This window comes from Labrenzia sp. PHM005 (assembly GCF_006517275.1).
Lineage (GTDB): Bacteria > Pseudomonadota > Alphaproteobacteria > Rhizobiales > Stappiaceae > Roseibium.
Genome location: NZ_CP041191.1, coordinates 5,612,430 through 5,633,595, shown reverse-complemented (window position 1 = coordinate 5,633,595; position 21,166 = coordinate 5,612,430). Strand labels below are relative to the sequence as shown.

Sequence of the window (21,166 nt, the reverse complement as noted above, 5' to 3'; positions counted from 1 at the left end):
TCATGGTTCGACACCTGAAGCCTCACGGGTTTTTGGAGATGCTGGTCCGGCATTCTAATGCCGCCAACTTGATCATGGCCGTTATGGTGCTGTTTGGCGCTTATGGTCTCGCCAAGCTCAACACCCAGTTTTTTCCAACAGTCAAGATCGATACCATTGCCGTGGCAATTACCTGGCCAGGTGCCAGTGCTGAGGATGTCACGTCCAACATTCTAGAGGTCCTCGAACCGGAACTCCGGTTTTTTGAAGGGTTGGAAGAGTTCGAATCCTATGGTCGTGAAGGCAGTGCATCAATCCGCATGGAATTTGTGGAAGGGACTGATCTGCAAAAAGCGCTGTCGGATGTAGAGCAGGCCGTTTCCGGTATAACGACTTTACCGTTGGATTCTGAAACGCCCATCATTTCTGCGGCAACCTTTACCGACGGTGTCGCAACATTAGCCTTACGTGGTCCATTTCCGGAAGAATCCCTCAAAGTTTTTGCGCGCCAGATGCGCGATGATCTTCTGGCGCGTGGGATCGATAAGGTCGAGCTGAAAGGGTACCGCGCACCAGAATATCTGGTTGAAATTCCAGAACGAGAATTGCGCAGACTTGATATCACTATTTCCGATGTCGCCCAGCAAATCGCCGGAAATACGGTCGACCTTCCGGCCGGCAGTTTGGATGGTGCGGTCGAACGTCAAATCCGAGCGCTATCGGAAGAGCGGTCTCCGCAAGCAGTCGGCCGGGTGGAGGTCAAATCGTTTGCTTCCGGTGAAAAGACCCAAGTCGATGATATCGGAACGGTTCTTCGTGATTTCGATGACAACGAAAACCAGGGGTTCTCAAAGGGATCTCGTGCCATTGAACTGGAAATCTTGAGGGTCGAAACCACCGATACACTCAAGGCTGCACAAATCGTTGACGATTACCTCTCTGAGATTAGGCCGCAACTGCCGCAAAGCCTTGAAGTTCTAAAGTATGATGTGCGCGCAGATGCTGTGAAAGGTCGGATTACGCTTCTCCTGGAAAATGGCCTCACCGGATTGGTGCTCGTTGTTGGAATCCTGTTTTTATTCTTGAATGCGCGGATTGCCCTCTGGGTGGCTGCAGGGATCCCCGTTGCCATGATGGCGACGCTCGGGATCCTGTGGTTGATGGGTGAAAGCATCAACATGATTTCGATGTTCGCCCTGATCATGATGCTCGGGGTTATTGTCGATGATGCGATTGTTGTCGGCGAACATACGGCGACGCGTCAGGCCATGGGCGATGACCCCGACGAAGCAGCGATCAATGGCGCAACGACCATGCTTGCTCCGATATTCGCGGCCAGCCTGACCACAATCGCTGCCTTTGTGCCGATATTGCTCATTGGCGGGGTTCTCGGCCAGATTATGGGCACACTTCCCGTAGTCGTCGTCGCCGTTGTGATCGCGTCCCTCATCGAGTGTTTTCTGGTCCTGCCCGGCCATTTGTCTCACGCACTTGCCACGCGCCGGGGTTGGAACTGGTGGCGGGTTGTTTTGATTGCTGGTGCACCAGCGTTTTTCTTAAGTGCTCTTGCCAGCCAGCCGGACATCTCGGTTCCGCCATTCCTTGATGTCATTGATGATCCGTTGCGCGCTCTGAAGGACACGGTCGGGCTGGTTCCATTCGAAATTATCATCGTTGCAGTTGCATTCGTAGTCGCGCTCGGTTTTGAAGCCTTCTTGATGATGTTACGGCAGTCGCGCCGACGGGCGGGGCGGCGGGGTCAGCCGAGCTGGTTCCGGCGTGGATTTGATGCGGGTTTCAACTGGATACGAGACTATCCGTTCCATGCATTCGTGACGGCAGCGGTTCACTGGCGATATGTCACGTTGTCGGTCGCGATCGCAGCAATGGTTCTGGCTGTGGGGCTCCTCCAGGGCGGCCGGGTCGGATTTACATTCTTTCCGTCGCCAGAAGCGGAGAACTTAACCGCGTCGATCTTTTTCCATGCCGGTATTCCGGAGGAAGAAGCGATTGCAGGGATCAACCGCATTGAGGACGCCTTGAAAAAGGCAGAGGCTACAATTTCCGGCGACAACGGCGAGCAGCTGGTCGTTGCGACCTACGCAACGCTTGGACGTGCAGGAAACAACAGAGGCGACAATGTTGCCAACATCGCTGTCCAGCTCAGCCGGTCGGAAGAGCGGACAGTGCGTACGCCTGCGATTGTTCGCGCGTGGCGTGCCGCGGTACCAGACATTCCTGGTATTGCTCGGGTGGCGATTGCTGAGCGCCGGGGTGGGCCTCCGGGCCGAGACCTGGATATCCGGCTGACTGGCGCTGACCTGCAGGACTTAAAGGCCGCAGCGCAGGAATTGCAGCAAGAGCTCTCGGCCTTCCCCGGAACCAGCGCGGTGGAAGACGATCTGCCTTACGGAAAACCGGAGCTGCTTGTTGAATTGACACCCCGCGGCCGGGCGCTTGGCTTCACGGTAGAAAGTGCTGCCCGCCAGATCCGCAATGCTTTTGAAGGCAACATTGCCCGGCGGTTCGCAGAAGGTGACGAAGAAGTTACGGTCCGGGTGCGTCAGCAGATCGACGTGGCGGGTACTGCGGCTCTACGGCAATTGTCTCTTCGCACTCCCGCTGGCGACTTCGTTCCGATGACAGAAGTTGTCAATCTAACGGATTCCCAAGGTTTCTCCGTGATTTTGCGCCGGGAAGGCAAGACAGTTGTTTCGGTGGTCGCTGATATCGACAGCACGCTGACCTCGAACAACCAAATCATTGCCGAGCTTGAACAACAGTTTCTGCCAGATCTCGTGCAGAAATATGGTTTGGATTACTCTTTCGCCGGGCGCGCGGAAGAACAAGCGAATGCGTTTTCTGAGCTGATGACCGGAGTTCTGATGGCCGTTGCCGGGATCTACATTATCCTGGCTGCGATCTTCGGCAGTTATTCGCGTCCCATCATCGTGATGTCGATTATCCCGTTTGGTATCGTTGGCGCGATTGTCGGCCACTACCTGATGGGTTTTAAACTGACCATCCTGAGCATGATTGGTTTGCTTGGGCTGGCCGGCATTCTGGTGAACAACTCCATCATTCTGGTGGCGCGGTTTGAAGAACGCCGGGCCAGCGGAGAAGATCTTGATATAGCTGCCATCAGCTCAAGCTGCGACCGCTTGAGGGCTGTGCTTTTAACGTCGATGACGACTATCGGTGGCTTGCTGCCGCTGATGTTTGAAACCAGTCTTCAAGCGCAGTTCCTGCTGCCAATGGCGATCACAATTGTCTTTGGTTTGGCAACGGCGACGGCTCTGGTTCTGGTCTTGGTCCCTGCTTTGCTGCAGATTGGTGATGATATCGCCGGGTTAATTCAGCTGCGCCACAAAAAGCGCTTGCACGGAGCGGGCAGCGGCGTGCGGGATCTAACGCCAGCCGAGTGACATCAAAGCCCTGAAGTGAATGCTGCGACGGCTTCTGCGGCGGCTGATATGTTGCCGTCGAGCGTGGCTGGCGATTTGCCACGTGGCCCAAAGTCGTGATTGCCATCTTCAAGGTACGTCAATGACACAGAGCCAGGCAGTGTCACTTCATCAATCTCAGCCTTATTGCCGAACGGATCCCGATCACCCTGCAGGACCAGAACCGGCCGTTTGGCATCCTCAAGCGGTAAAAGACGCCAGTCAGCGTCCGGTTTTCCAGTTGGATGGAACGGATAACCAAAGCAACACACACCTTTGACGCGGGCAGGGAGAGACCCGCCGCCAGCAAGCATTGCCGCAACGCGGCCGCCCATGGACTTTCCGCCAAGCAGAATTGGGCCTTCAGATTGGCTCAACAAGCTTTGTAATGCGGTCTGAAACTCTCCAATCAGCTTGTCGGCTTTTGGCGGCGGCCTTTTGGAACCTCCAGTCCGGCGTCCAGCCATATAGGCGAATTCAAACCGGGCACTTGCGATTCCGTTTGACGCAAGAGCGGTGGCCAATTTGTCCATGAAAGTCGAATCCATAGGAGCGCCGGCTCCATGTGCCAGAAGCAGTGTAGCGGATGGATCGGTTTCCGGCCGTGTCCAAAGGAAGTCTGTCATGATGTTTATCTGGCCGCGTCAGTTTGTGAATTGCTGGAAAGTGTTCCCGTGCACTACATATGCAACAACGGGAAAGCAAGTCACAGACAAGAGGTTGGCGTGGAGAGTGCCGGAAATTGGATTGGACTGGAGACCAACACGGTCCGGATGCTTTGTTTCGCCAGCATATTTGTTTTCATGGCGGCTTTGGAGTTTGCGTTGCCCAAACGGGGGCAACCGTTAGGGCGGGTAAAGCGCTGGCCAACCAATTGGGCGCTTGTTGTAATCGATGCGGCACTGGTTCGGCTGATTTTCCCGATCGGGGGTGTTGGACTGGCGCTATTGGCCCAGGACCGTGGGTGGGGGCTTTTCGGATGGCTAGATTGGTCCGGTGCCGTGGCTTGGATTTTTGCGTTCGTTGTTCTTGATTTTGCCGTTTGGCTGCAACATTTGGCTTCCCACAAAATCCCAGTCTTTTGGCGCATTCACCGCATGCATCATGCGGATTCTGAGGTGGATGTCTCGACCGCTTTACGCTTTCATCCGATTGAGATTTTGCTGTCCTTTATCTGGAAGGGCGCAATAATTATCGCGCTGGGCGGACCGGCCGAAGCGGTGCTGGTTTTTGAAATCGTTCTGAATGGCGCTGCGCTCTTTAATCATGCGAATGCGTCGCTTCCACTTTGGCTCGACAAGGTACTGAGACTGGCCATTGTGACACCTGACATGCACCGGGTTCATCATTCGATCCGCCGAAGCGAAACGGATTCGAATTATGGATTTAACCTGTCGGTATGGGACCGTTTGTTCGGGACTTATGTCGCTCAACCGAAGCTGGGACACGATGGGATGGAGCTAGGCCTGGGGCCAGAGCTCACACCCAAGGCGCATCAGTTGCCTTTCAGTCTTGTTATTCCATTTCTCAGCGCCGAACGCCGGACAGAACGCTCTGAAATCAATAAAAGCTGAGCGGGAAGTATCGCAAGTAAAGCTCTTGATACATGCCTTTTTGGTGCAATTGGCGCAGCGCATAATTGAGCGCCGCCGCACGCTCGGGGTCGTTGCTGCGGGTCGCAATAGCCATACCTTCGCCGAAGTAGCCTGGCTCCAGCCATGGGCCGCCGGTAAATCGGCAACATCCATCAGCTGCTGGACTGCGCAACCAAAACGACAGGCTTAAGCCATCTCCAAGGTGGGCATCGGCCGTTCCATCTTTCACAGCCTGACGGGCTTCAGCCGGTGTCCGGACCGGTTGGATATCTGAGGTCGGCCAAAACTTCCTCGCAAAGGCTTCATACCGGGTTCCAGATTCTACGGCCAGCTTTTGTCCGCTTAGCGACTGTTCGTCGAAGTCTGTCTTCGCTTCCTTTGAAATGATCAAGCGCGCCGGTAGCTTGAGATAATCGTCCGTAAACAAGAGGTCCTGTGCGCCAGGCGTATACCGGGACAGGCCGGAAATGATAGCGTCGCCTTCCTCCTCGGCCAACGCCGGTATCAGAACTTCAAAATCCTTGATTTTCAAGGCGCAGGAGATGTTTAGCTCCTGACATAACGCCCGCGACAGATCAATATTGAACCCAGTCAGGCGTCCTTGCGGGTCGCGGAAAACAAAAGGCGGATAATTGTCTGTTGCGAGGAACTGGATCTTGTCCGGTATTGCGGTGGGCCGGTCATAAACAGCCTTGTGATCCCAGAAGTTCGGGATTGTGATGTCTGCCTCCTCTGCGTGTGCAAGATCAAAAGTTGCAACCATAGAGAATATGGTAAATAGTAGCGCAACTATAAATAACAAGAATTCAGCACTTACCCGTCCGCTGGGGGAAATGTCTCTACCTGAGTTACTTAAGGTAATCCTTCGGCAGAATTGTGTGCCTTGAGTGTAAGGGGAGCGTTGACATGCAGGATAGTCTGCCAGGTGTACTTGAGATCCTGTTATCACGTGGTGTTCCCCGGTCGGTGTTGAAAACGGCGCATGACACGGCCGAAATGCAAAAGATCCAGCCCGAAGAGTATCTGCTTCGCCATGCCCTTGTCACCACAGAGTGCCTTTATAGCGCATTTGCCGAGCTCTGCGATGTGCCTTTTCTACCGGAAAATGGCTTTCGTTTCAGGACATTGAACGACAGGCCTCTGAATATCGGAGAGTTTGAATTCGGTCCGGTGCTTCTATCGCTTCATCACAATCAAGCGCTCTATGCGATTGCCCCCGAACCAGGGCAATTTGAAGCCGTTTACCGGCATCTACAGTTCTATCCGGACCTGGCCAAACAGATCCGGATCGCGACCCCAGATGCTATTCATTATGCATCATCTGTAACAAATTCGCCGGCTGGTGAACTGGAAATCCGGTTCCCGGCGTTTTCTGCCCGAAACATACGGCTTTCGGTCGTGTTTATGATGATAGGAGCCGCGACTGTTCTTCTAATAGGCCTAAGCCAAGCTCTGTCCGATGTGTTTCTTTTTGTACTGACGGGTATTGTTTCGTTGGCGTGTTTGGGTGCCGGAGGTGTTCGTATCGCCAGTGCGTTGGCAACACAAAACGATGATCTGAATTATAAGCTGCCAGAACCATTAAGTTCTGGGCTTATCAATTGGCCGCGATACACTGTGCTTGTCCCTCTTTATCGGGAAGCTCGAGTTATTCCTGAATTGCTACGTGCTTTAAAAAACCTGAGTTACCCGCGGCACAAGCTGCAAGTCATATTGCTGATCGAAAAAGATGATGTGGAAACGGCTGCGGCTATACCTGGAAACTTGCCAGCTTGTTTTGATGTTCTAAGCGTACCTGACGGACACCCAAGGACCAAACCGAGGGCATTGGACTACGGCTTGGCTGCTGCGACAGGTGAATTCGTAACCGTTTATGATGCTGAAGACCGGCCTGATCCGGATCAACTAAAAAAAGCAGCGTTTTTCTTTGCTCAATTGCCGAAAGAATTTGCCTGCCTACAGGCAAGGCTCGTTATCGACAATGGCGGCGAAACCTTCATTTCCCGGCATTTTGCGCTTGAATACATTTGTCTGTTTGATCAGCTGCTGCCATGGCTGTTCCGCCACCGGTGGCCGTTTCCGCTTGGCGGAACATCTAATCATTTTAAGATCAGCGCGCTGCATGCCGCTGGCGGGTGGGACAGATACAATGTGACCGAAGATGCAGATCTTGGCGTGCGCCTTGAACGCCTCGGGTTTCGTCTTGGCATGCTGCCCTGCAGTACCCTTGAGGAGGCCCCAGTCTCCATAAAGGCTTGGCTTGCACAACGCGCCCGATGGCACAAGGGATGGTTGCAGACAGTATTTGTCCATGCCCGGTATCCGAAACGATTGCTGCTTGATTTGGGGGCTGTTCGGAGTCTCGTTTTAGCGGCTCTTTTTCTCGGCACCTTTCTGTTGGTTGCCTTACATCCGGTTTTCTTTGCGCTCGTTCTTACCTACCTCCTTGGATATTACGACCAGAGCTACTTTTTTGGAAATGTCGCTCTGACGATCATGTTCGTTTCTGGAGCTACAATTGGGTATGCTGGTACTTTATTCGCCATATGGATGGGAGCCCGGCGGCGGCATCAAGGTGTCCACCTCTTTGATGCCTTAGGAGTCCTGGTCTATTGGTCTCTGGCAGGAGTCGCCTTCTACCGGGCCGTTTGGGAGCTGGCATCGGCACCCTATCATTGGAACAAGACCGAACACGGTTTGTCGCGCCATCGAACAAAAATTCCCTCCTGGGAGATGAAGCAAGAGACACCCCTCAAATAAGCCATTGTCTGCTGCAAGCGGTCTAATGATCTTATTTTCTTGAAAAACCAAAAGCTGCTGATCTTAAACGCCACTGGCATGCTGGCGTATTGAAGGCCATAGTCCGTCTGCAAACAGTTTAGGGGAACATTGGCAGTGCCGAAGTCGTATTACGCGCCCACTGGTGGACATCCGGGCCAGGAAACACTTCTGACCGATCGAGCGGTCTTTACAGATGCTTATGCAGTTATTCCGCGCCGGACCATGCGGGACATTGTGACCAGTTTCCTGCCGTTCTGGGAAGACACCCGTTTGTGGGTTTTGTCGCGCCCTCTGTCTGGTTTTGCCGAGACCTTTTCCCAGTACATCATGGAAGTTGCTCCGGGCGGCGGCTCGGACCGGCCGGAAACCGATCCTGAAGCGGAAGGGGTCTTGTTTGTGGTGGAGGGTGAGGCAGTACTCACCGTCGAGGGCACTAGCCATGACCTGAGATCCGGAAGTTATGCTTTCATTCCGCCTGAAACGGATTGGACATTCAAAAACGAGAGCGATGCGCCGGTGCGCTTTCATTGGGTCCGCAAGGCATATGAAGCAGTCGAAGGACTGGATACACCGGAGTTTTTCGTGACCCACGAAGACGACGTTGAACCGGTGGAAATGCCTGGTACCGACGGCAAATGGGCGACAACACGCTTTGTCGATCCGAAGGATGTGCGGCACGACATGCACGTCAACATTGTCACCTTTCAGCCGGGGGCGGTGATCCCGTTTGCAGAAACCCACGTCATGGAGCATGGACTCTATGTACTGGAAGGAAAGGCTGTCTACCGGCTCAATCAAGACTGGGTGGAAGTTGAAGCTGGCGATTACATGTGGCTGCGCGCCTTCTGCCCGCAAGCTTGTTATGCTGGTGGACCGGGGCCGTTCCGGTATCTGCTTTATAAGGACGTCAACCGGCACATGGCGCTTTAGCCAACTGCCCAGGTGGCGGCCGAAAAACGGCTGCTCGCATCTGGTTCTTGCGATTTAGGGATTGGTCGCGGCGAGATGACTGGAGGAATTTCTTCGGGTTTCTGCCAACAAAGAAAACTTTTTAGAAGCGGCTGATCCCGATCAAAGAGGGTGGTCGCTTCTTTTTCCTGCGCGATTTCAACAGGCAAGCACTCCAATAGAATTTTGCTGGCTTCAGTGTTTCACAAGGGAATATTTTGTTACCGCAGCTTTTCTTGATTGACGCAGCGGCATTGGGCAGAATTGCCGATGACGCCGCAAAAAGTGCAGTTTGAAAAAGTTGTGAAGCACCGGTCCGGTGACTTCACACCATTGTCCTGCCATGCGGCCAGTCGCGGGGGGAATGATGGCCGCACAGAAAAAGTTTGCAATCGTCCTGATCAAGCCGTCCCACTATGACGATGACGGCTATGTCATTCAGTGGTGGAAGAACGCGATCCCATCAAATTCCCTGGCATCCGTCTATGGACTTATCCGCGATGCCGCGGAGAAGAATGCACTCGGGCCCGACGTCGAAATCGACTTGGTCGCGCATGATGAAACCAATACCGTCCTGGATGTTGAGAAGATCATTCGCCGGGTCAAAGCGGCCGATAGAGGCTTCGTTGGGTTGGTTGGCGTGCAGTCCAATCAGTTTCCAAGGGCGCTCGATCTGACACAGCAATTCCGGGCTGCTGAAGTGCCAGTTGTCATAGGCGGTTTTCATGCCGCTGGATGCCTTGCAATGCTGCCGGAAATACCAAGGGAAATCGCTGAAGCCCAGGAATTGGGTGCAACGATCTATGCAGGCGAGACCGAAGGGCGCATGGCCGAACTGCTGCAAGACCTTTGGAACGGTGACCAAAAACCGCTCTATAATGTCATGCATGACATGCCGGGAATGGACGGAGCATCCCTGCCGTATTTGCCGAGCGAAAACCTCCAAGATACGGCCGGACACTATACCAGCTTCGATTCCGGGCGCGGCTGCCCCTATCAGTGCTCGTTCTGCACCATCATCAACGTGCAAGGGCGCAAGTCCCGCTTCCGCTCGCCCGATGACATCGAAGCGATCATTCGCCAGAACCACACGCAGGGCATCAAGCGGTTTTTCATTACCGATGATAACTTCGCCCGGAATAAAAACTGGAAAGCAATCCTGGAGCGCTTGATCTACCTCAGGGAAGAGGTGGGTCTCCGTTTCAAGTTTATCATTCAGGTGGATACGCTGTGCCACCGGCTCGACGGATTTATTGAGATGGCAGCTAGAGCCGGCTGTAACCGGGTGTTCATCGGCTTGGAGAATATCGACCCGGATGCCTTGATGGCCGCCAAAAAACGCCAGAACAAGATCTGGGAATACCGCAAGATGTTGCAGGCCTGGAAAGAGGTCGGCGTTGTCACCTACGCGGGCTACATTCTGGGCTTCCCGGATGACACGCCGGAAAAAATCCATCGGAACATCGAGATCATCAAGAAAGAGCTGCCGCTGGATCTGATCGAGTTCTTCTTTCTGACACCCCTGCCGGGATCTGAAGATCATCAAAAGATGGCCGCCAAAGGTGTCTGGATGGATCCGGACATCAACAAATACGACCTCAACCACCGGGTTTCACACCATCCGGTCATGAGCGATGCGGAGTGGGAAAAGGTCTATTTGGATTGCTGGAGACAGTTCTATACGCCAGAGCATATGGAAACCGTGTTGCGGCGCGGCGCCGCGCGCGGGCTCAAAACCCACCAGCTGATGCTGGGATTGGGCGCCTTTTATGGATCGATCTTCTATGAAAAAGTTCATCCTCTGGAGGCAGGTTTTTTACGCCGGAAGGCCCGGAAACAGCGGCGCTCGGGAATGAAGATTGAAAACCCGCTGATTTTCTATCCAAGACGACTTTTGGAGGTCATCGTCACCATGTCGTCTTTTGGTGCGCTCTATTTGAAGCTGTCCCGTATCCACCGGCGGGTTGTGAAGGATCCTAACCGTCTCAGCTATTCTGATTTGTCTCTCGAGCCGGTGACCGAGGAAAATGAGAACGAACTAGATCTCATGAAAACTTTTGGCGAGGCGATCCCCAACACCTATGGAGCACCAATAAGGAAGCGGGAAACCGCAGCTTCCGATAAATTGTCTGCCTAACGGGTTTCATACCCTTCGAACGAAGTGTGGGCCTGTTTTCAAGAAACGGGCCTGTACTTTTTTATGATTTAAGAAACTGCTTTTTGTTTTCTTTAGGGTAAGTCAGTATCCTCTTGTGTTTTTTAGGGAAATTGTCTCTAGGGACAATATTTTCCTTCAGAAATTACAGTGCAGTGATAAAACTAGACTAGTGTTAATCGGGTTTTCAAATGTGTTGGCGAACGCTGGCATATCCCGGTTTCACGCAGCTGATCATCTATCAAAACCGGAAACGATAAATGCGGATCGTTATCAACGGGTTCGGCCGTATTGGCCGCACTGTCTTACGCCAAGTTCTGACGTTGCAGCCGGAAGAAGCAATTGAAGTGGTGCAGATCAACGACATCGCACCGCTGGAAACCTGCGCCTATCTCTTCAAATATGACAGTGTTTTTGGTCCATATCCTGGAACGGTTGAGCATACCGATGATCAGCTGACTGTTGATGGCAAAGAAATCCGGTTCTCATGTGAAGCTGATCTTTCCGCATTGGATCTATCCGGTGTTGATGTGGTTCTGGAATGCACGGGAAAGGCCGACACCAAAGCAGTTGCCAGCCGCGGTCTTGAGGTCGGCGCAAGAAATGTTCTGATCTCGGGCCCTTCTGCTGCCGCAGACGTCACGCTTGTCTTGGGGGCAAACGAAGAAGAACTTGAAGACCGGACCATCGTCTCCAACGGTTCGTGCACAACCAATGCTCTGGCGCCGCTGCTGCGCGGAATTGACGATGCGCTTGGCATTGAGGCCGGGCATATGACCACGATCCACTGTTACACCGGCAGCCAGCCGATGGTGGATGCGCCACGCGGGCCCCTGGAGCGCAGCCGAGCCGGCGGCGTTTCCATGGTGCCGACAACAACGAGTGCCACAAAGTTGGTCGGTCAGGTTCTGCCGAAGCTGAATGGCATTGTGAGCGGGGCAGCGGTTCGGGTACCGGCAATCAGCGTGTCTGCGGTCGATGTAACCCTGACACTTAAAAATCGGCCTGGGGAAGACATCAACGAACGTCTGCAAAAAATCTTTTCAGACAGTGCGGTGATTGGGTTCACAAAAGACCGGGTCGTCTCAACAGACATGCGCGCCCGGCCGGAATCTCTTGTGGTCGCTTTGCCGGAAACCTTGTCCGTCGGTGAACGCCAAGTGCGGATCTTCGGCTGGTACGACAACGAATGGGGCTTTTCGGCCCGTATGATCGACATGGCAAAACTGATGGCAGCGCGCTGAGAAGCGCTGGGATGGGTCTCGACGCCCCCATTTTATCTGCTAAACCGCCTCAACGGTGAAAGGCGTATCGAACCAGTGTTCTTCCAGGTTCGGTTCATCGCCAATCCTGTCGACAACGATGTAGCGGCCGGGTTTTTCGATTGGCGCCAGAACACCATGCCAAGTACCCCGGTGGAGATTGACTGACTGGCCTGGCTGGCTGACGAATGCTTTCAAGTTCACCGGCGTGCCGTTCTGATCTTCCGCAACAATCACCAGCATGGGCACGCCATCGAGCGGCACGAACGCCTGGCTGCCCTTAGGATGCCGTTCAACCATATCGACGCTGTAGGGAAACGACCGGGCTTTGGCATTGAACAGGCTGATGCCAGCCTGTCCCGATCCAAAATCGAGCGTTGCCAGATCGTGATGGCGACCACACATGCCCTGATTGATGACCTTGTCCGGTTCCCCAGAAACTTCAATCACATCGCCGTACGCTGCAAAAGTGTCTGCGGCCAGTGGGGCAGGGACCAAAACAGAACTCATGGAAGAATATCCATCAGCCGGAATTCGGCGATCCGCTCCACCTGACGGCAAGCTTCGGCAAATTCAGTTGCCCGGTTGTTGCCGATCCGCTCATGAAACGCAGCCATAATGGACGCCTTGGTGTGGTCGCGTACGGCGATGATGAAGGGAAAGCCGTGTTTGGCGACATAGTCGGCGTTGAGTTTTGTGAAGGTTTCCCGTTCTTCGTCGGTCAAAAGATCGAGACCAGCCCCGGCCTGTTCGCTGGTGCTCTCGGCCGTCAAGCGGCCGGCGGCGGCCAGTTTTCCGGCCAAATCCGGGTGCGCTGTCAGAACACCGAGGCGTTCTTCTTCGGTTGCGGTCCGGAACATCCGGCACAGCGCATTGTGAACGCCAGCAGCGCAATCATGGGCCGGGCCAAGTTCTAGATCATGTGCCCGTTCCGCGATCCACGGGGAGTGCTCAAAAATGCTGCCGTAATTTGCAACAAAAGTCTCGCGATCCATCTCGCTTGGCCGGTCAAAATGCTGTGGCGGGTGGGTTTCGGCCCAATGCTTGGCGATTTCAATCCGGCGCGGACACCAGACGTTCGCGTGACCTTGGATGTAATCAATGAATTTCTTCAGGGCTGCGAGCTTACCCGGACGGCCGATCAGGCGGCAGTGCAGGCCGATAGACATCATTTTCGGTGAACCGGCTTCGCCTTCGGCGTAAAGAACGTCAAAAGCATTCTTCAGATAGTCAAAGAAGTCTTCGCCGCTGCTCCAACCCGGAGACACGGAAAAACGCATGTCGTTGGCTTCGAGCGTATAGGGAATGATCAGCTGATCCCGGCCGTCCATTTTCAGCCAATAGGGCAGGTCGTCATCATAAGTATCGGAGATGTAGTCAAAGCCGCCGTCTTCGGCGACAAGCCGGACAGTGTTTTCCGAACAACGGCCCGTGTACCAGCCGCGCGGGCGCTCGCCGGTTACTTCGGTATGCAGGCGGATCGCCTCGGCAATTGCCGCGCGTTCCATCTCCGGGGCCATGTCCTTGTGCTCAATCCACTTCAAACCGTGGCTGGCGATCTCCCAACCCGCGCTTTTCATCGCCGCAACCTGTTCCGGGCTGCGGGCAAGGGCTGTTGCTACGCCGTAGATTGTGATCGGAATATTCGCACCGGTGAACAGCCTGTGCAGCCGCCAGAAACCGGCGCGTGCGCCGTATTCATACATGGATTCCATGTTCCAATGGCGTTGATCTGGCCACTGGGCGGCACCTGGAATATCGGACAGGAAAGCTTCGGAAGCGGCATCGCCATGAAGCACGCAGTTTTCGCCGCCTTCCTCGTAGTTCAGCACAAATTGCACAGCGACCTTGGCGCCGTTCGGCCAGTTGGCATGCGGCGGATTGGGACCATAACCACGAAGATTGCGGGGATAGCGTTTCAAGACAGACCTCCAGAATTTTCCGTCTTATAGATCAGAGTGTGCGTATGCGGTTTTCGATAATTCTTGAAAGTGCTCCGCTGACGCGTCCGCTTATGCATTTAGAGAGACGCCGTTCGTGCAAGCTCTTCCTGAATATGGGCAACCATGAACTCGATAAAGAGCCGCACTTTCGGGTCCTGCCGGCGCCGGTGGGTGTAGAGGCAGGCCATTTGGACCGGGATCGGCGGTTCGTTTTGCAGAACTTGCACCAACCGGCCGCTTTTCAAATGATCAGCTATTTCAAAGACCGGTTTCAAAATGATGCCGTGACCTTCTAGGGCCCAGCCAGTAAGGACATCGCCATGATCGGATTCAAATGGGCCTTTGATCGGAACACGTTTGACGCCATCCGAAGTTTGCAAGGGCCATTGGAATTCAGGCGCACCTGGATAGCGCATGTTCAGGCAGTCGAATTTCCCACTTGATAGGTCTGCGCTTGTTTCTGGTTGCCCTGTTCGGGCGATATAGTCCGGAGATGCGCACAAGATCCGCTGACAGTCGGCGATCTTCCGGATTTTAAGGTTGGAATCCTCAGGAACACCAAGGAAGAAGGCCGCGTCGAGGCCTTCACCGGTCAGATCAACCTTGCGATCCGAGAGGCGCAGGCGAATGTCGATAAGCGGATGATCTGCCTTGAATTGCGGGATCGCCGGTGCAATCAGGCTCTGGCCCATGCCGATCGGGGCCGCCACAAACAATGTACCGCGGGGCGAGCGGGTCATATTGGTGATTTCAGCTTCCGCTTCTTCCACAGCCTCCATGATTTTTGTGGCGCCGCGATAAAAAATGTTGCCCTGTTCAGTTGGGCTGAGAGCGCGGGTCGTGCGCTGAAACAGCCGCACATTTAAATGTTCTTCAAGCTGCGATATGCGGGAGGAGGCAACGGCTGAGGAGATTCTCAAGTCCCGTGCGGCTGCCGACATATTGCCCAACTCATAGACACGTAGGAAGGTGCGGATGTTTTCCAGATAGGCCATGAGGCGATTGTTCCGGATTTTTTGAAACTGCTTGGATTATGTCGGGATACCAGAAAATTCATGGATCGACTAGGTTGATGCGAAAGAATTTGGAGGGAGTGCAATGTTAGACATTGCGATCATTTGGGACTGGCTCGCATTTGCCGTCCGCTGGTTACACGTCATCACAGCCATCGCCTGGATTGGCTCGTCGTTTTACTTTGTCGCGCTGGATCTTGGCCTGAAGAAGGTTCCGCATCTTCCCGTGGGTGCCCATGGCGAGGAATGGCAGGTTCACGGCGGTGGTTTTTACCACATCCAGAAATACCTGGTGGCGCCGGAAAACATGCCGGAGCATCTGGTCTGGTTCAAATGGGAGAGCTACGCCACCTGGCTGTCGGGGGCTGGTCTCCTGATGATCGTTTATTGGGTAAGCGGTGAACTCTATCTCATTGATCCAAGCAAAGCCGATCTTGCCTTGTGGCAGGGGATCCTGATTTCCGCCGGTTCGCTCAGCATTGGCTGGCTTGTGTATGATTACCTCTGCAAATCCAAGCTGGGAGACAGTCCGACGCTTTTGATGGTTCTGTTGTTCGCCCTGCTCGTCGCGATGGGGTACGGCTACAATGAGATCTTCACTGGCCGTGCAACCATGCTGCATCTGGGAGCCTTCACGGCAACCATCATGTCGGCAAACGTCTTTTTCATTATCATTCCGAATCAGAAGATCGTTGTCGCTGACCTGAAAGCGGGCCGGACGCCAGATGCAAAATACGGCAAAATCGCCAAGCTGCGCTCCACCCATAATAACTACCTGACGCTGCCGGTCGTTTTCTTAATGCTGTCCAACCATTATCCGTTGGCCTTTGCATCTGAATACAATTGGCTGATTGCCGCACTTGTCTTCTTGATGGGCGTGTCCATTCGGCACTACTTCAATTCGAACCATGCCGGAACCAGCAATCCAACCTGGACCTGGCTTGTTACAGCGATCCTGTTTGTTGCGATTATTCAGTTGTCGATGGCACCGCTTCAACAAGACAGCTTTGACGCCTCTGATGCGCGCCCGCTCACCCAGACCGAACAGGTCTTTGCCAGCGCCGAGGGTTTTGACGACGTCATGGCCATTGTGCCCGGCCGCTGCGCCATGTGCCACTCCAGGGAGCCCTTTTACGAGGGCATCCACTGGGCGCCAAAAAACCTTCTTCTGGAAACCGAGGCCGATGTGGCGCGCGCAGCCAAGCAGATTTATCTGCAGGCTGGCGTGACCGACGCAATGCCGCCGGCGAATGTCTCCTTCATGGAAGAAGACGAGCGGCGGCAGATCATTGCGTGGTACCGCAATGCTACGAAAGATCAGCCGTTTTGGCTCAGTGCGCGATGAAATAAATTTGCCAATACAGCTCGGCCGCCTGTTGGCGGCTAACTTTTTTGAGAGATGAAACAAGGTAGGAACACAAATCCGATTTCCCAAGCGAGAGACAAATTATCGAGCACTCGCAAACAGTTATCTAGTTTGCTGCGGTGCAACTTAAAATTTCTTCCCATATGCCCTTGCGTTACGGGGTTTTGCTAAAGCTCTCAGACAACTATGGTTGATCTACAGCTTCTATTGCCTGGGAAAGCAATCAGAGGTTGTTGATGTGGCGGTGGCGAAAAAGCCGGGGGGAAACAATGACTTCAAGTGAACGTCCGTGGACAGCGTTCTATAGCCCTGACATGCGGCCGGAGATCGAGGCGGCATCTTATCGGACCATCAGTGATTTGATCCGGTCCGCCTCCGATACTTTTGGCGATACGACAGCTTTTACCGCCTGCATGCCAAACGGCATGAACGGATCGCTGACATTCGCGCAGGTCGACGAGATGTCGGATGCGTTTGCCGTTTACTTGCGGGAAGTGGCGGGGCTGGCGCAAGGCGACCGCGTGGCACTGCAGATGCCCAACGGACTGGCCTTTCCGGTCGCGGCCTTTGGGATCCTCAAGGCAGGCTGTGTTTTGGTGAACGTCAATCCGCTCTACACCGCGGATGAAATGGCTAAACAGTTTCAGGATGCCGAGCCGCATGCGCTGGTGATCATCGACATGTTCGCCGACAAGATCCCGGAAGCGACCCGCGGCCATCCGATCCCCAATATTATTGTCACCCGCGTGGCTGAATTCCTGCCCTGGCTGCCGCGGACCCTCATTGGTCTGGTGCAGAAATACAAGGACAAGACGGTTAAGCCGATTGAAGTTCCTCATACCCGTTTTCCGGATGCGCTGGCCGCCGGCCGGACCCGCCGGTCACGCGAAAACATTGAAGTGGATGTCTACCACCAGAGCGTTGAACCGGGAGACACGGCCTGTCTGCAATATACCGGCGGCACAACGGGTGTTGCCAAGGGCGCGATGCTCACCCACGAAAATCTCATTATGAACATGGAGCAGTCGCTGGAGATGATCCCGGCGATCAAACGCGGCGAAGAAACCATCCTTACCGCTTTGCCGATGTATCATATCTTTGCGTTCACATTGAATTTGCTCGCCTTCTACTGGCTGGGCGGGCGCAATATTTTGATCCCCAGTCCGCGCCCCATCAGCAATTTGAAAAAGGCGTTCGAGAACTACAAAATCACCTGGTTGAGCGGTGTGAATACCCTTTTCAATGCGTTGAATAACGAGCAGTGGTTCCGGGACAATCCGCCCAAACATCTGAAAATGGCCTCAGCCGGTGGAATGGCTCTGCTGGCGGACGTTGCAAAACGCTGGGAAGAAATCACCGGAAAACCAGTGCTGCAGGGATATGGCCTCACAGAAACCTCTCCTGTGCTCAGTTTCAACCCCCTGGGCCAGGTAAGGGATGGGTCCATCGGAGTGCCCATTCCCTCAACGCTGATGCGCTGTGTCGATGATGATGGCAACACAGTCCCGGTTGGTGAGCGCGGCGAAATCGCGGCGAAAGGGCCGCAAGTCATGGCGGGGTACTGGAATAAGCCCGAAGAGACAGCCAAAGTCATGCGCGACGGCTGGTTCCTTACCGGTGACATCGGCGTGATGGATGCTGACGGCTATTTCTCGGTCGTCGACCGCAAGAAGGATATGATCCTGGTGTCCGGCTTCAACGTCTATCCGAACGAGGTCGAGGATTGTTTGGCGTCTCATCCCGGGATTTTTGAATCCGCCGTCATTGGCGTGCCGGATGATGACACGGGAGAAGCGGTGAAAGCCTTTGTTATTCTTGATAATTCAAGCCTGACACCGGAAGAAATCCGGGCGCACTGCAAGAAACATCTGACCGGCTACAAGGTGCCCAAAATTATCGAATACCGGGAAGACTTGCCGAAATCGAACGTCGGCAAGATTTTGAGGAAGGATCTGCGCGCCGAAGCGTAATTCGCGCCGGAATAGAAAATCCGCAGACCGGATTCCATAACACTGGCAAATCACTTCAAGATATCCACCGCCGTCTTTTGAGGCCGGCGGTGGATTTGTTTTAGAGCCAGTTTTTAGACAATCTGAATGTCATTCAAATCCAGTTGTGCGGCCGAAACGCCAAGCAACGTGATCGACAAGTCGTGCGAGAACTGAAGAACCGTGCCGGCTTGTGTTTCAGCCGCGAGTGCAAGTACTGCTTCCGCCGTCGCAAAACCATCGACGCTGATCTGCAAGAGGTCATCGCCGCCGCGCTCACCTGCGCCAAAACGAACGACGGTGTCGGAGCCGAAGTCGCCTTCAAAGACAAAGGTATCGTTGCCGCGGCCGCCATCGAGCTCGTCGCTGCCAGCCCCGCCGACCAACGTATCCGCACCATCGCCGCCATATAACACGTCGTTGCCAGCCTGGCCGAACAAGGTGTCATTGCCATCTTGCCCTTCCAGCTGATCATCGCCGCCGGCGCCGTCCAGCACATCATTGCCGCGATTGCCCAGAAGCAGATCCCGGCCGTCCGCACCTGTCAGTGCATCATCACCATTTGTTCCGCCGATCCGATCATACGCCAGCATGACATCGTCCTGGAGGGAGCGGATATCGGAGTTCCGTTCAATGACATCTGAAAGTGTGGTTGACCAGAGCGCATCGATTTGGGCTTGCGGCAGATCAAGACCTTGGCTCCAGAATGGATCGCCGTCTCTCAGGCGCAGGAATTGATCCAGCAAAATGGTGGCAAACAACTCCCCGACGATCCCGCTGCCTGCTGGGTCTTCTGCCAATCCGCCAATCCAGGCATCCACCTGATCGACGGTGCTGTAAACGCTCGCCAATTGAGCAGCGACCGTGGCATCGGATGTGATGTCAGAAAAGCTTGTTGCTCGTGCAAGACCGAGGGCTTCGCGAAGATCGTTGTAGCTGGCAACACCGAGATCCCGCCCGCGTTCTATGTTGAGCGCGGCCAAGTCGAGACCTCCGGAGCCCGGAGCGCCGAACAGGAAAGAGCGAACATCTTCGACCACCTGTGTGTCCAATTCTTGAGCCGTACTGTCGGCCAATCCGCGCAGCAAAGGATCAATGCCGCCATTCTCGGATATTTCCGAGGGATTGAAAAAGGCTTCGCTTAAAGAAAGATCGCCCGCTGCAATGGTGTTGCCGTCACGGTCGAGCCGCTGGATGTTGGACGACAACAGGCTGTGCCCAAAACGGAAGGCCGCCGTGGCAAACTCCACGGATATTCCAGGGTTCACATTCGGATCATATCCCTCATATGCGGTGATCGCGTCTTCACCGAGCAGAAGTGGCAAAAATTCATTGAAAGTGATGGCCTGAATTTCAGCCTCAACCACAATGCGGGCGGCGTCATAAAGCTCATCATCACTCATGCCCGGGTCCTGGCGTGAGAACCGCTCGACCCAGAGATTGTGCTCGCGGGCAAACACGGTGTGCATCGAGGTCAGAGCAACGTTTTCTGCCGCCCTGACATCACCTGCCAGAACTCCGCCTTCAGTTTCAACGAGTAGATTGTTCTCGGTCAACAGAAGTTTGCCGCCGTCACCGCGCAAGGCGGCGGCGGTTTCAGCATCCGAGCCGTAGACCATGGATGCATCGAGAAAGGACGTGATGCCGTTAGAATATTGCCGGGCCGCATCGGTCCCGGTTCCTTCGACAACGCCGGTCCGCGTGAATGGAATGATTGCTTCGCCGGTCCCGGCCGGATCAAAATCACTGTCCCCGGCCGGGACAGTGATGGGCGAAAACTCGAAGCCTTCTTCGCCGGTCAAGGTGATGTCGTGGTCAATGAACTGTCCCCAAACCCAGAACATGTCGCTAAGGCCAAACGAGTTGGGCTCGTCTTCGGTCTGTTCAGCAACGGCATTGCTGATCGCACGCGCGTTGGGCAGATCGGTGGCAACGGTACCGATCCCATCGGTATAATTGGCGGCTGTCAGCCGCAGCAAATGCTGGCCGGTCGCACCCCAATCAATATTGGTTTCATGGCTGTTTGATCCGTCAATGGACCTGTTGGCGAGATTGTCGATCAGGTTTGCCTGGATTCGCGCCAGGCCAGCCCCGTCTGCTCCTCTGGGTCCATTGGGACCTTGATTTTGTTCTGGAGCCGGGTCTTGATTTGGTTGGTTTTGCAGAGGCGTTTGATCTGAGCGTCTCATGACGGACTCCTAATTCTCATTGGATGGGGCTGGAACAGTGAAGCAAGGTGTTGAGGCCAGAAATTCTGGGGGCCACATGCTTCGTTTTTTTTGAGATTTTCGATTGAGGAAGATATGACGGGAAGTCTGCGGAGCAGTCCCCGGAGAAGATTGAAGTTTGCCCTTGGTATTTGTGTATTTCCCGGACTTCGGAGGACACCAGTCACGGGTGGAAAGGGCTGTTTTTAATCGTCTGAGCCAGTTCACTTTGTAGGTGTCGCGGTTTAGCCGGAACATCGGCAAGAGCGGTTCCCGGTCATTTGCAGGGGTGCAAAAATGGCGCCCTAAAAGCGCAAAACTGTCCGCGGCGGCAAGGCAATTGCCATATAAACGGATCTGGCACGTGACACTCGGTCCGGCGCAAAAGTGCATATCCTTCAGCTTCCCTCGAAGCGGATCTCCACCCAGATCCTGATGTTTCTGCTGCCCTGTGATCACTACCCGTGGCACGGGAAAAACATCCGG

General features: G+C 54.4%; 14 protein-coding genes. 8 read left to right on the top strand and 6 right to left on the bottom strand.

Features of this window, described 5'->3' with window-relative positions:
* Positions 1-2: 2 nt before the first annotated feature.
* The gene (locus tag FJ695_RS25455) at positions 3-3,404 is read left to right on the top strand and encodes an efflux RND transporter permease subunit (RefSeq protein ID WP_168206488.1); all 3,402 of its coding nucleotides are present in this window, start codon (positions 3-5) and stop codon (positions 3,402-3,404) included.
* A gap of 2 nt (positions 3,405-3,406) precedes the next feature.
* Here the strand turns inward: FJ695_RS25455 and FJ695_RS25450 are convergent, their stop codons facing one another.
* On the bottom strand, positions 3,407-4,048 hold the full coding sequence (locus tag FJ695_RS25450) for an alpha/beta family hydrolase (RefSeq protein WP_141188058.1): 642 nt from the start codon (positions 4,046-4,048) through the stop codon (positions 3,407-3,409).
* Between the two features lie 177 nt (positions 4,049-4,225).
* Here FJ695_RS25450 and FJ695_RS25445 point away from each other — a divergent pair, with 177 nt between their 5' ends.
* Positions 4,226-4,996 (top strand): sterol desaturase family protein, encoded by a 771-nt coding sequence (locus tag FJ695_RS25445; RefSeq protein WP_141188927.1) that lies wholly within the window; start codon positions 4,226-4,228, stop codon positions 4,994-4,996.
* Here the strand turns inward: FJ695_RS25445 and FJ695_RS25440 are convergent.
* Positions 4,983-5,780 (bottom strand): transporter substrate-binding domain-containing protein, encoded by a 798-nt coding sequence (locus FJ695_RS25440; protein ID WP_141188057.1) that lies wholly within the window; start codon positions 5,778-5,780, stop codon positions 4,983-4,985. The genes FJ695_RS25445 and FJ695_RS25440 overlap by 14 nt on opposite strands.
* A 143-nt stretch (positions 5,781-5,923) precedes the next feature.
* Here FJ695_RS25440 and FJ695_RS25435 point away from each other — a divergent pair, with 143 nt between their 5' ends.
* From FJ695_RS25435 to FJ695_RS25420, 4 genes are all read left to right on the top strand, one after another.
* Complete coding sequence (locus FJ695_RS25435; RefSeq protein ID WP_141188056.1) at positions 5,924-7,777, top strand: glycosyltransferase family 2 protein; 1,854 nt, start codon at positions 5,924-5,926, stop codon at positions 7,775-7,777.
* Positions 7,778-7,912: 135 nt separating this feature from the next.
* Positions 7,913-8,728 carry a bifunctional allantoicase/(S)-ureidoglycine aminohydrolase gene (locus tag FJ695_RS25430; RefSeq protein WP_209010812.1) on the top strand — a complete coding sequence of 272 codons (816 nt, stop codon included), beginning with the start codon at positions 7,913-7,915 and terminating at the stop codon, positions 8,726-8,728.
* Between the two features lie 385 nt (positions 8,729-9,113).
* Positions 9,114-10,883 carry a radical SAM protein gene (locus FJ695_RS25425; protein ID WP_209010811.1) on the top strand — a complete coding sequence of 590 codons (1,770 nt, stop codon included), beginning with the start codon at positions 9,114-9,116 and terminating at the stop codon, positions 10,881-10,883.
* A 278-nt stretch (positions 10,884-11,161) separates the two neighbouring features.
* Positions 11,162-12,145 carry a type I glyceraldehyde-3-phosphate dehydrogenase gene (locus tag FJ695_RS25420; protein ID WP_141188053.1) on the top strand — a complete coding sequence of 328 codons (984 nt, stop codon included), beginning with the start codon at positions 11,162-11,164 and terminating at the stop codon, positions 12,143-12,145.
* 39 nt (positions 12,146-12,184) lie between these two features.
* Here the strand turns inward: FJ695_RS25420 and FJ695_RS25415 are convergent, their stop codons facing one another.
* The 3 genes from FJ695_RS25415 to FJ695_RS25405 all read right to left on the bottom strand — a co-directional run bounded on the left by FJ695_RS25415 (position 12,185) and on the right by FJ695_RS25405 (position 15,101).
* Entirely contained in the window at positions 12,185-12,673 is a 489-nt protein-coding gene (locus FJ695_RS25415) for an ureidoglycolate lyase (RefSeq protein ID WP_141188052.1), read from the bottom strand.
* Positions 12,670-14,085 carry an allantoinase PuuE gene (puuE, locus tag FJ695_RS25410; protein ID WP_141188051.1) on the bottom strand — a complete coding sequence of 472 codons (1,416 nt, stop codon included), beginning with the start codon at positions 14,083-14,085 and terminating at the stop codon, positions 12,670-12,672. The genes FJ695_RS25415 and puuE overlap by 4 nt, the downstream gene beginning before the upstream one ends.
* A gap of 98 nt (positions 14,086-14,183) precedes the next feature.
* Positions 14,184-15,101, bottom strand: a complete 918-nt coding sequence (locus tag FJ695_RS25405; RefSeq protein WP_141188050.1) for a LysR family transcriptional regulator — start codon at positions 15,099-15,101, stop codon at positions 14,184-14,186.
* A 103-nt stretch (positions 15,102-15,204) separates the two neighbouring features.
* Between FJ695_RS25405 and FJ695_RS25400 the strand changes: the two genes are divergently transcribed.
* Together FJ695_RS25400 and FJ695_RS25395 are read left to right on the top strand one after the other, a co-directional pair.
* Positions 15,205-16,464: a urate hydroxylase PuuD gene (locus tag FJ695_RS25400; RefSeq protein WP_141188049.1), complete on the top strand. Its 1,260-nt coding sequence runs from the start codon at positions 15,205-15,207 to the stop codon at positions 16,462-16,464.
* Positions 16,465-16,754: 290 nt separating this feature from the next.
* Positions 16,755-18,455 (top strand): AMP-binding protein, encoded by a 1,701-nt coding sequence (locus tag FJ695_RS25395; RefSeq protein ID WP_141188048.1) that lies wholly within the window; start codon positions 16,755-16,757, stop codon positions 18,453-18,455.
* Positions 18,456-18,568: 113 nt separating this feature from the next.
* Here FJ695_RS25395 and FJ695_RS25390 read toward each other — a convergent pair whose 3' ends face one another.
* Positions 18,569-20,662 carry a peroxidase family protein gene (locus FJ695_RS25390; RefSeq protein ID WP_141188047.1) on the bottom strand — a complete coding sequence of 698 codons (2,094 nt, stop codon included), beginning with the start codon at positions 20,660-20,662 and terminating at the stop codon, positions 18,569-18,571.
* Between the last annotated feature and the right edge of the window lie 504 nt (positions 20,663-21,166).

What these genes read in the sequence shown, in the direction of transcription:
- FJ695_RS25455 (WP_168206488.1), top strand. Translation starts at nt 3, where the DNA reads ATGGTTCGACACCTGAAGCCTCACGGGTTTTTGGAGATGCTGGTCCGG.
- FJ695_RS25450 (WP_141188058.1), bottom strand. Translation starts at nt 4,048, where the DNA reads ATGACAGACTTCCTTTGGACACGGCCGGAAACCGATCCATCCGCTACA.
- FJ695_RS25445 (WP_141188927.1), top strand. Translation starts at nt 4,226, where the DNA reads ATGGCGGCTTTGGAGTTTGCGTTGCCCAAACGGGGGCAACCGTTAGGG.
- FJ695_RS25440 (WP_141188057.1), bottom strand. Translation starts at nt 5,780, where the DNA reads ATGGTTGCAACTTTTGATCTTGCACACGCAGAGGAGGCAGACATCACA.
- FJ695_RS25435 (WP_141188056.1), top strand. Translation starts at nt 5,924, where the DNA reads ATGCAGGATAGTCTGCCAGGTGTACTTGAGATCCTGTTATCACGTGGT.
- FJ695_RS25425 (WP_209010811.1), top strand. Translation starts at nt 9,114, where the DNA reads ATGGCCGCACAGAAAAAGTTTGCAATCGTCCTGATCAAGCCGTCCCAC.
- FJ695_RS25420 (WP_141188053.1), top strand. Translation starts at nt 11,162, where the DNA reads ATGCGGATCGTTATCAACGGGTTCGGCCGTATTGGCCGCACTGTCTTA.
- FJ695_RS25415 (WP_141188052.1), bottom strand. Translation starts at nt 12,673, where the DNA reads ATGAGTTCTGTTTTGGTCCCTGCCCCACTGGCCGCAGACACTTTTGCA.
- FJ695_RS25405 (WP_141188050.1), bottom strand. Translation starts at nt 15,101, where the DNA reads ATGGCCTATCTGGAAAACATCCGCACCTTCCTACGTGTCTATGAGTTG.
- FJ695_RS25400 (WP_141188049.1), top strand. Translation starts at nt 15,205, where the DNA reads ATGTTAGACATTGCGATCATTTGGGACTGGCTCGCATTTGCCGTCCGC.
- FJ695_RS25395 (WP_141188048.1), top strand. Translation starts at nt 16,755, where the DNA reads ATGACTTCAAGTGAACGTCCGTGGACAGCGTTCTATAGCCCTGACATG.
- FJ695_RS25390 (WP_141188047.1), bottom strand. Translation starts at nt 20,662, where the DNA reads ATGAGACGCTCAGATCAAACGCCTCTGCAAAACCAACCAAATCAAGAC.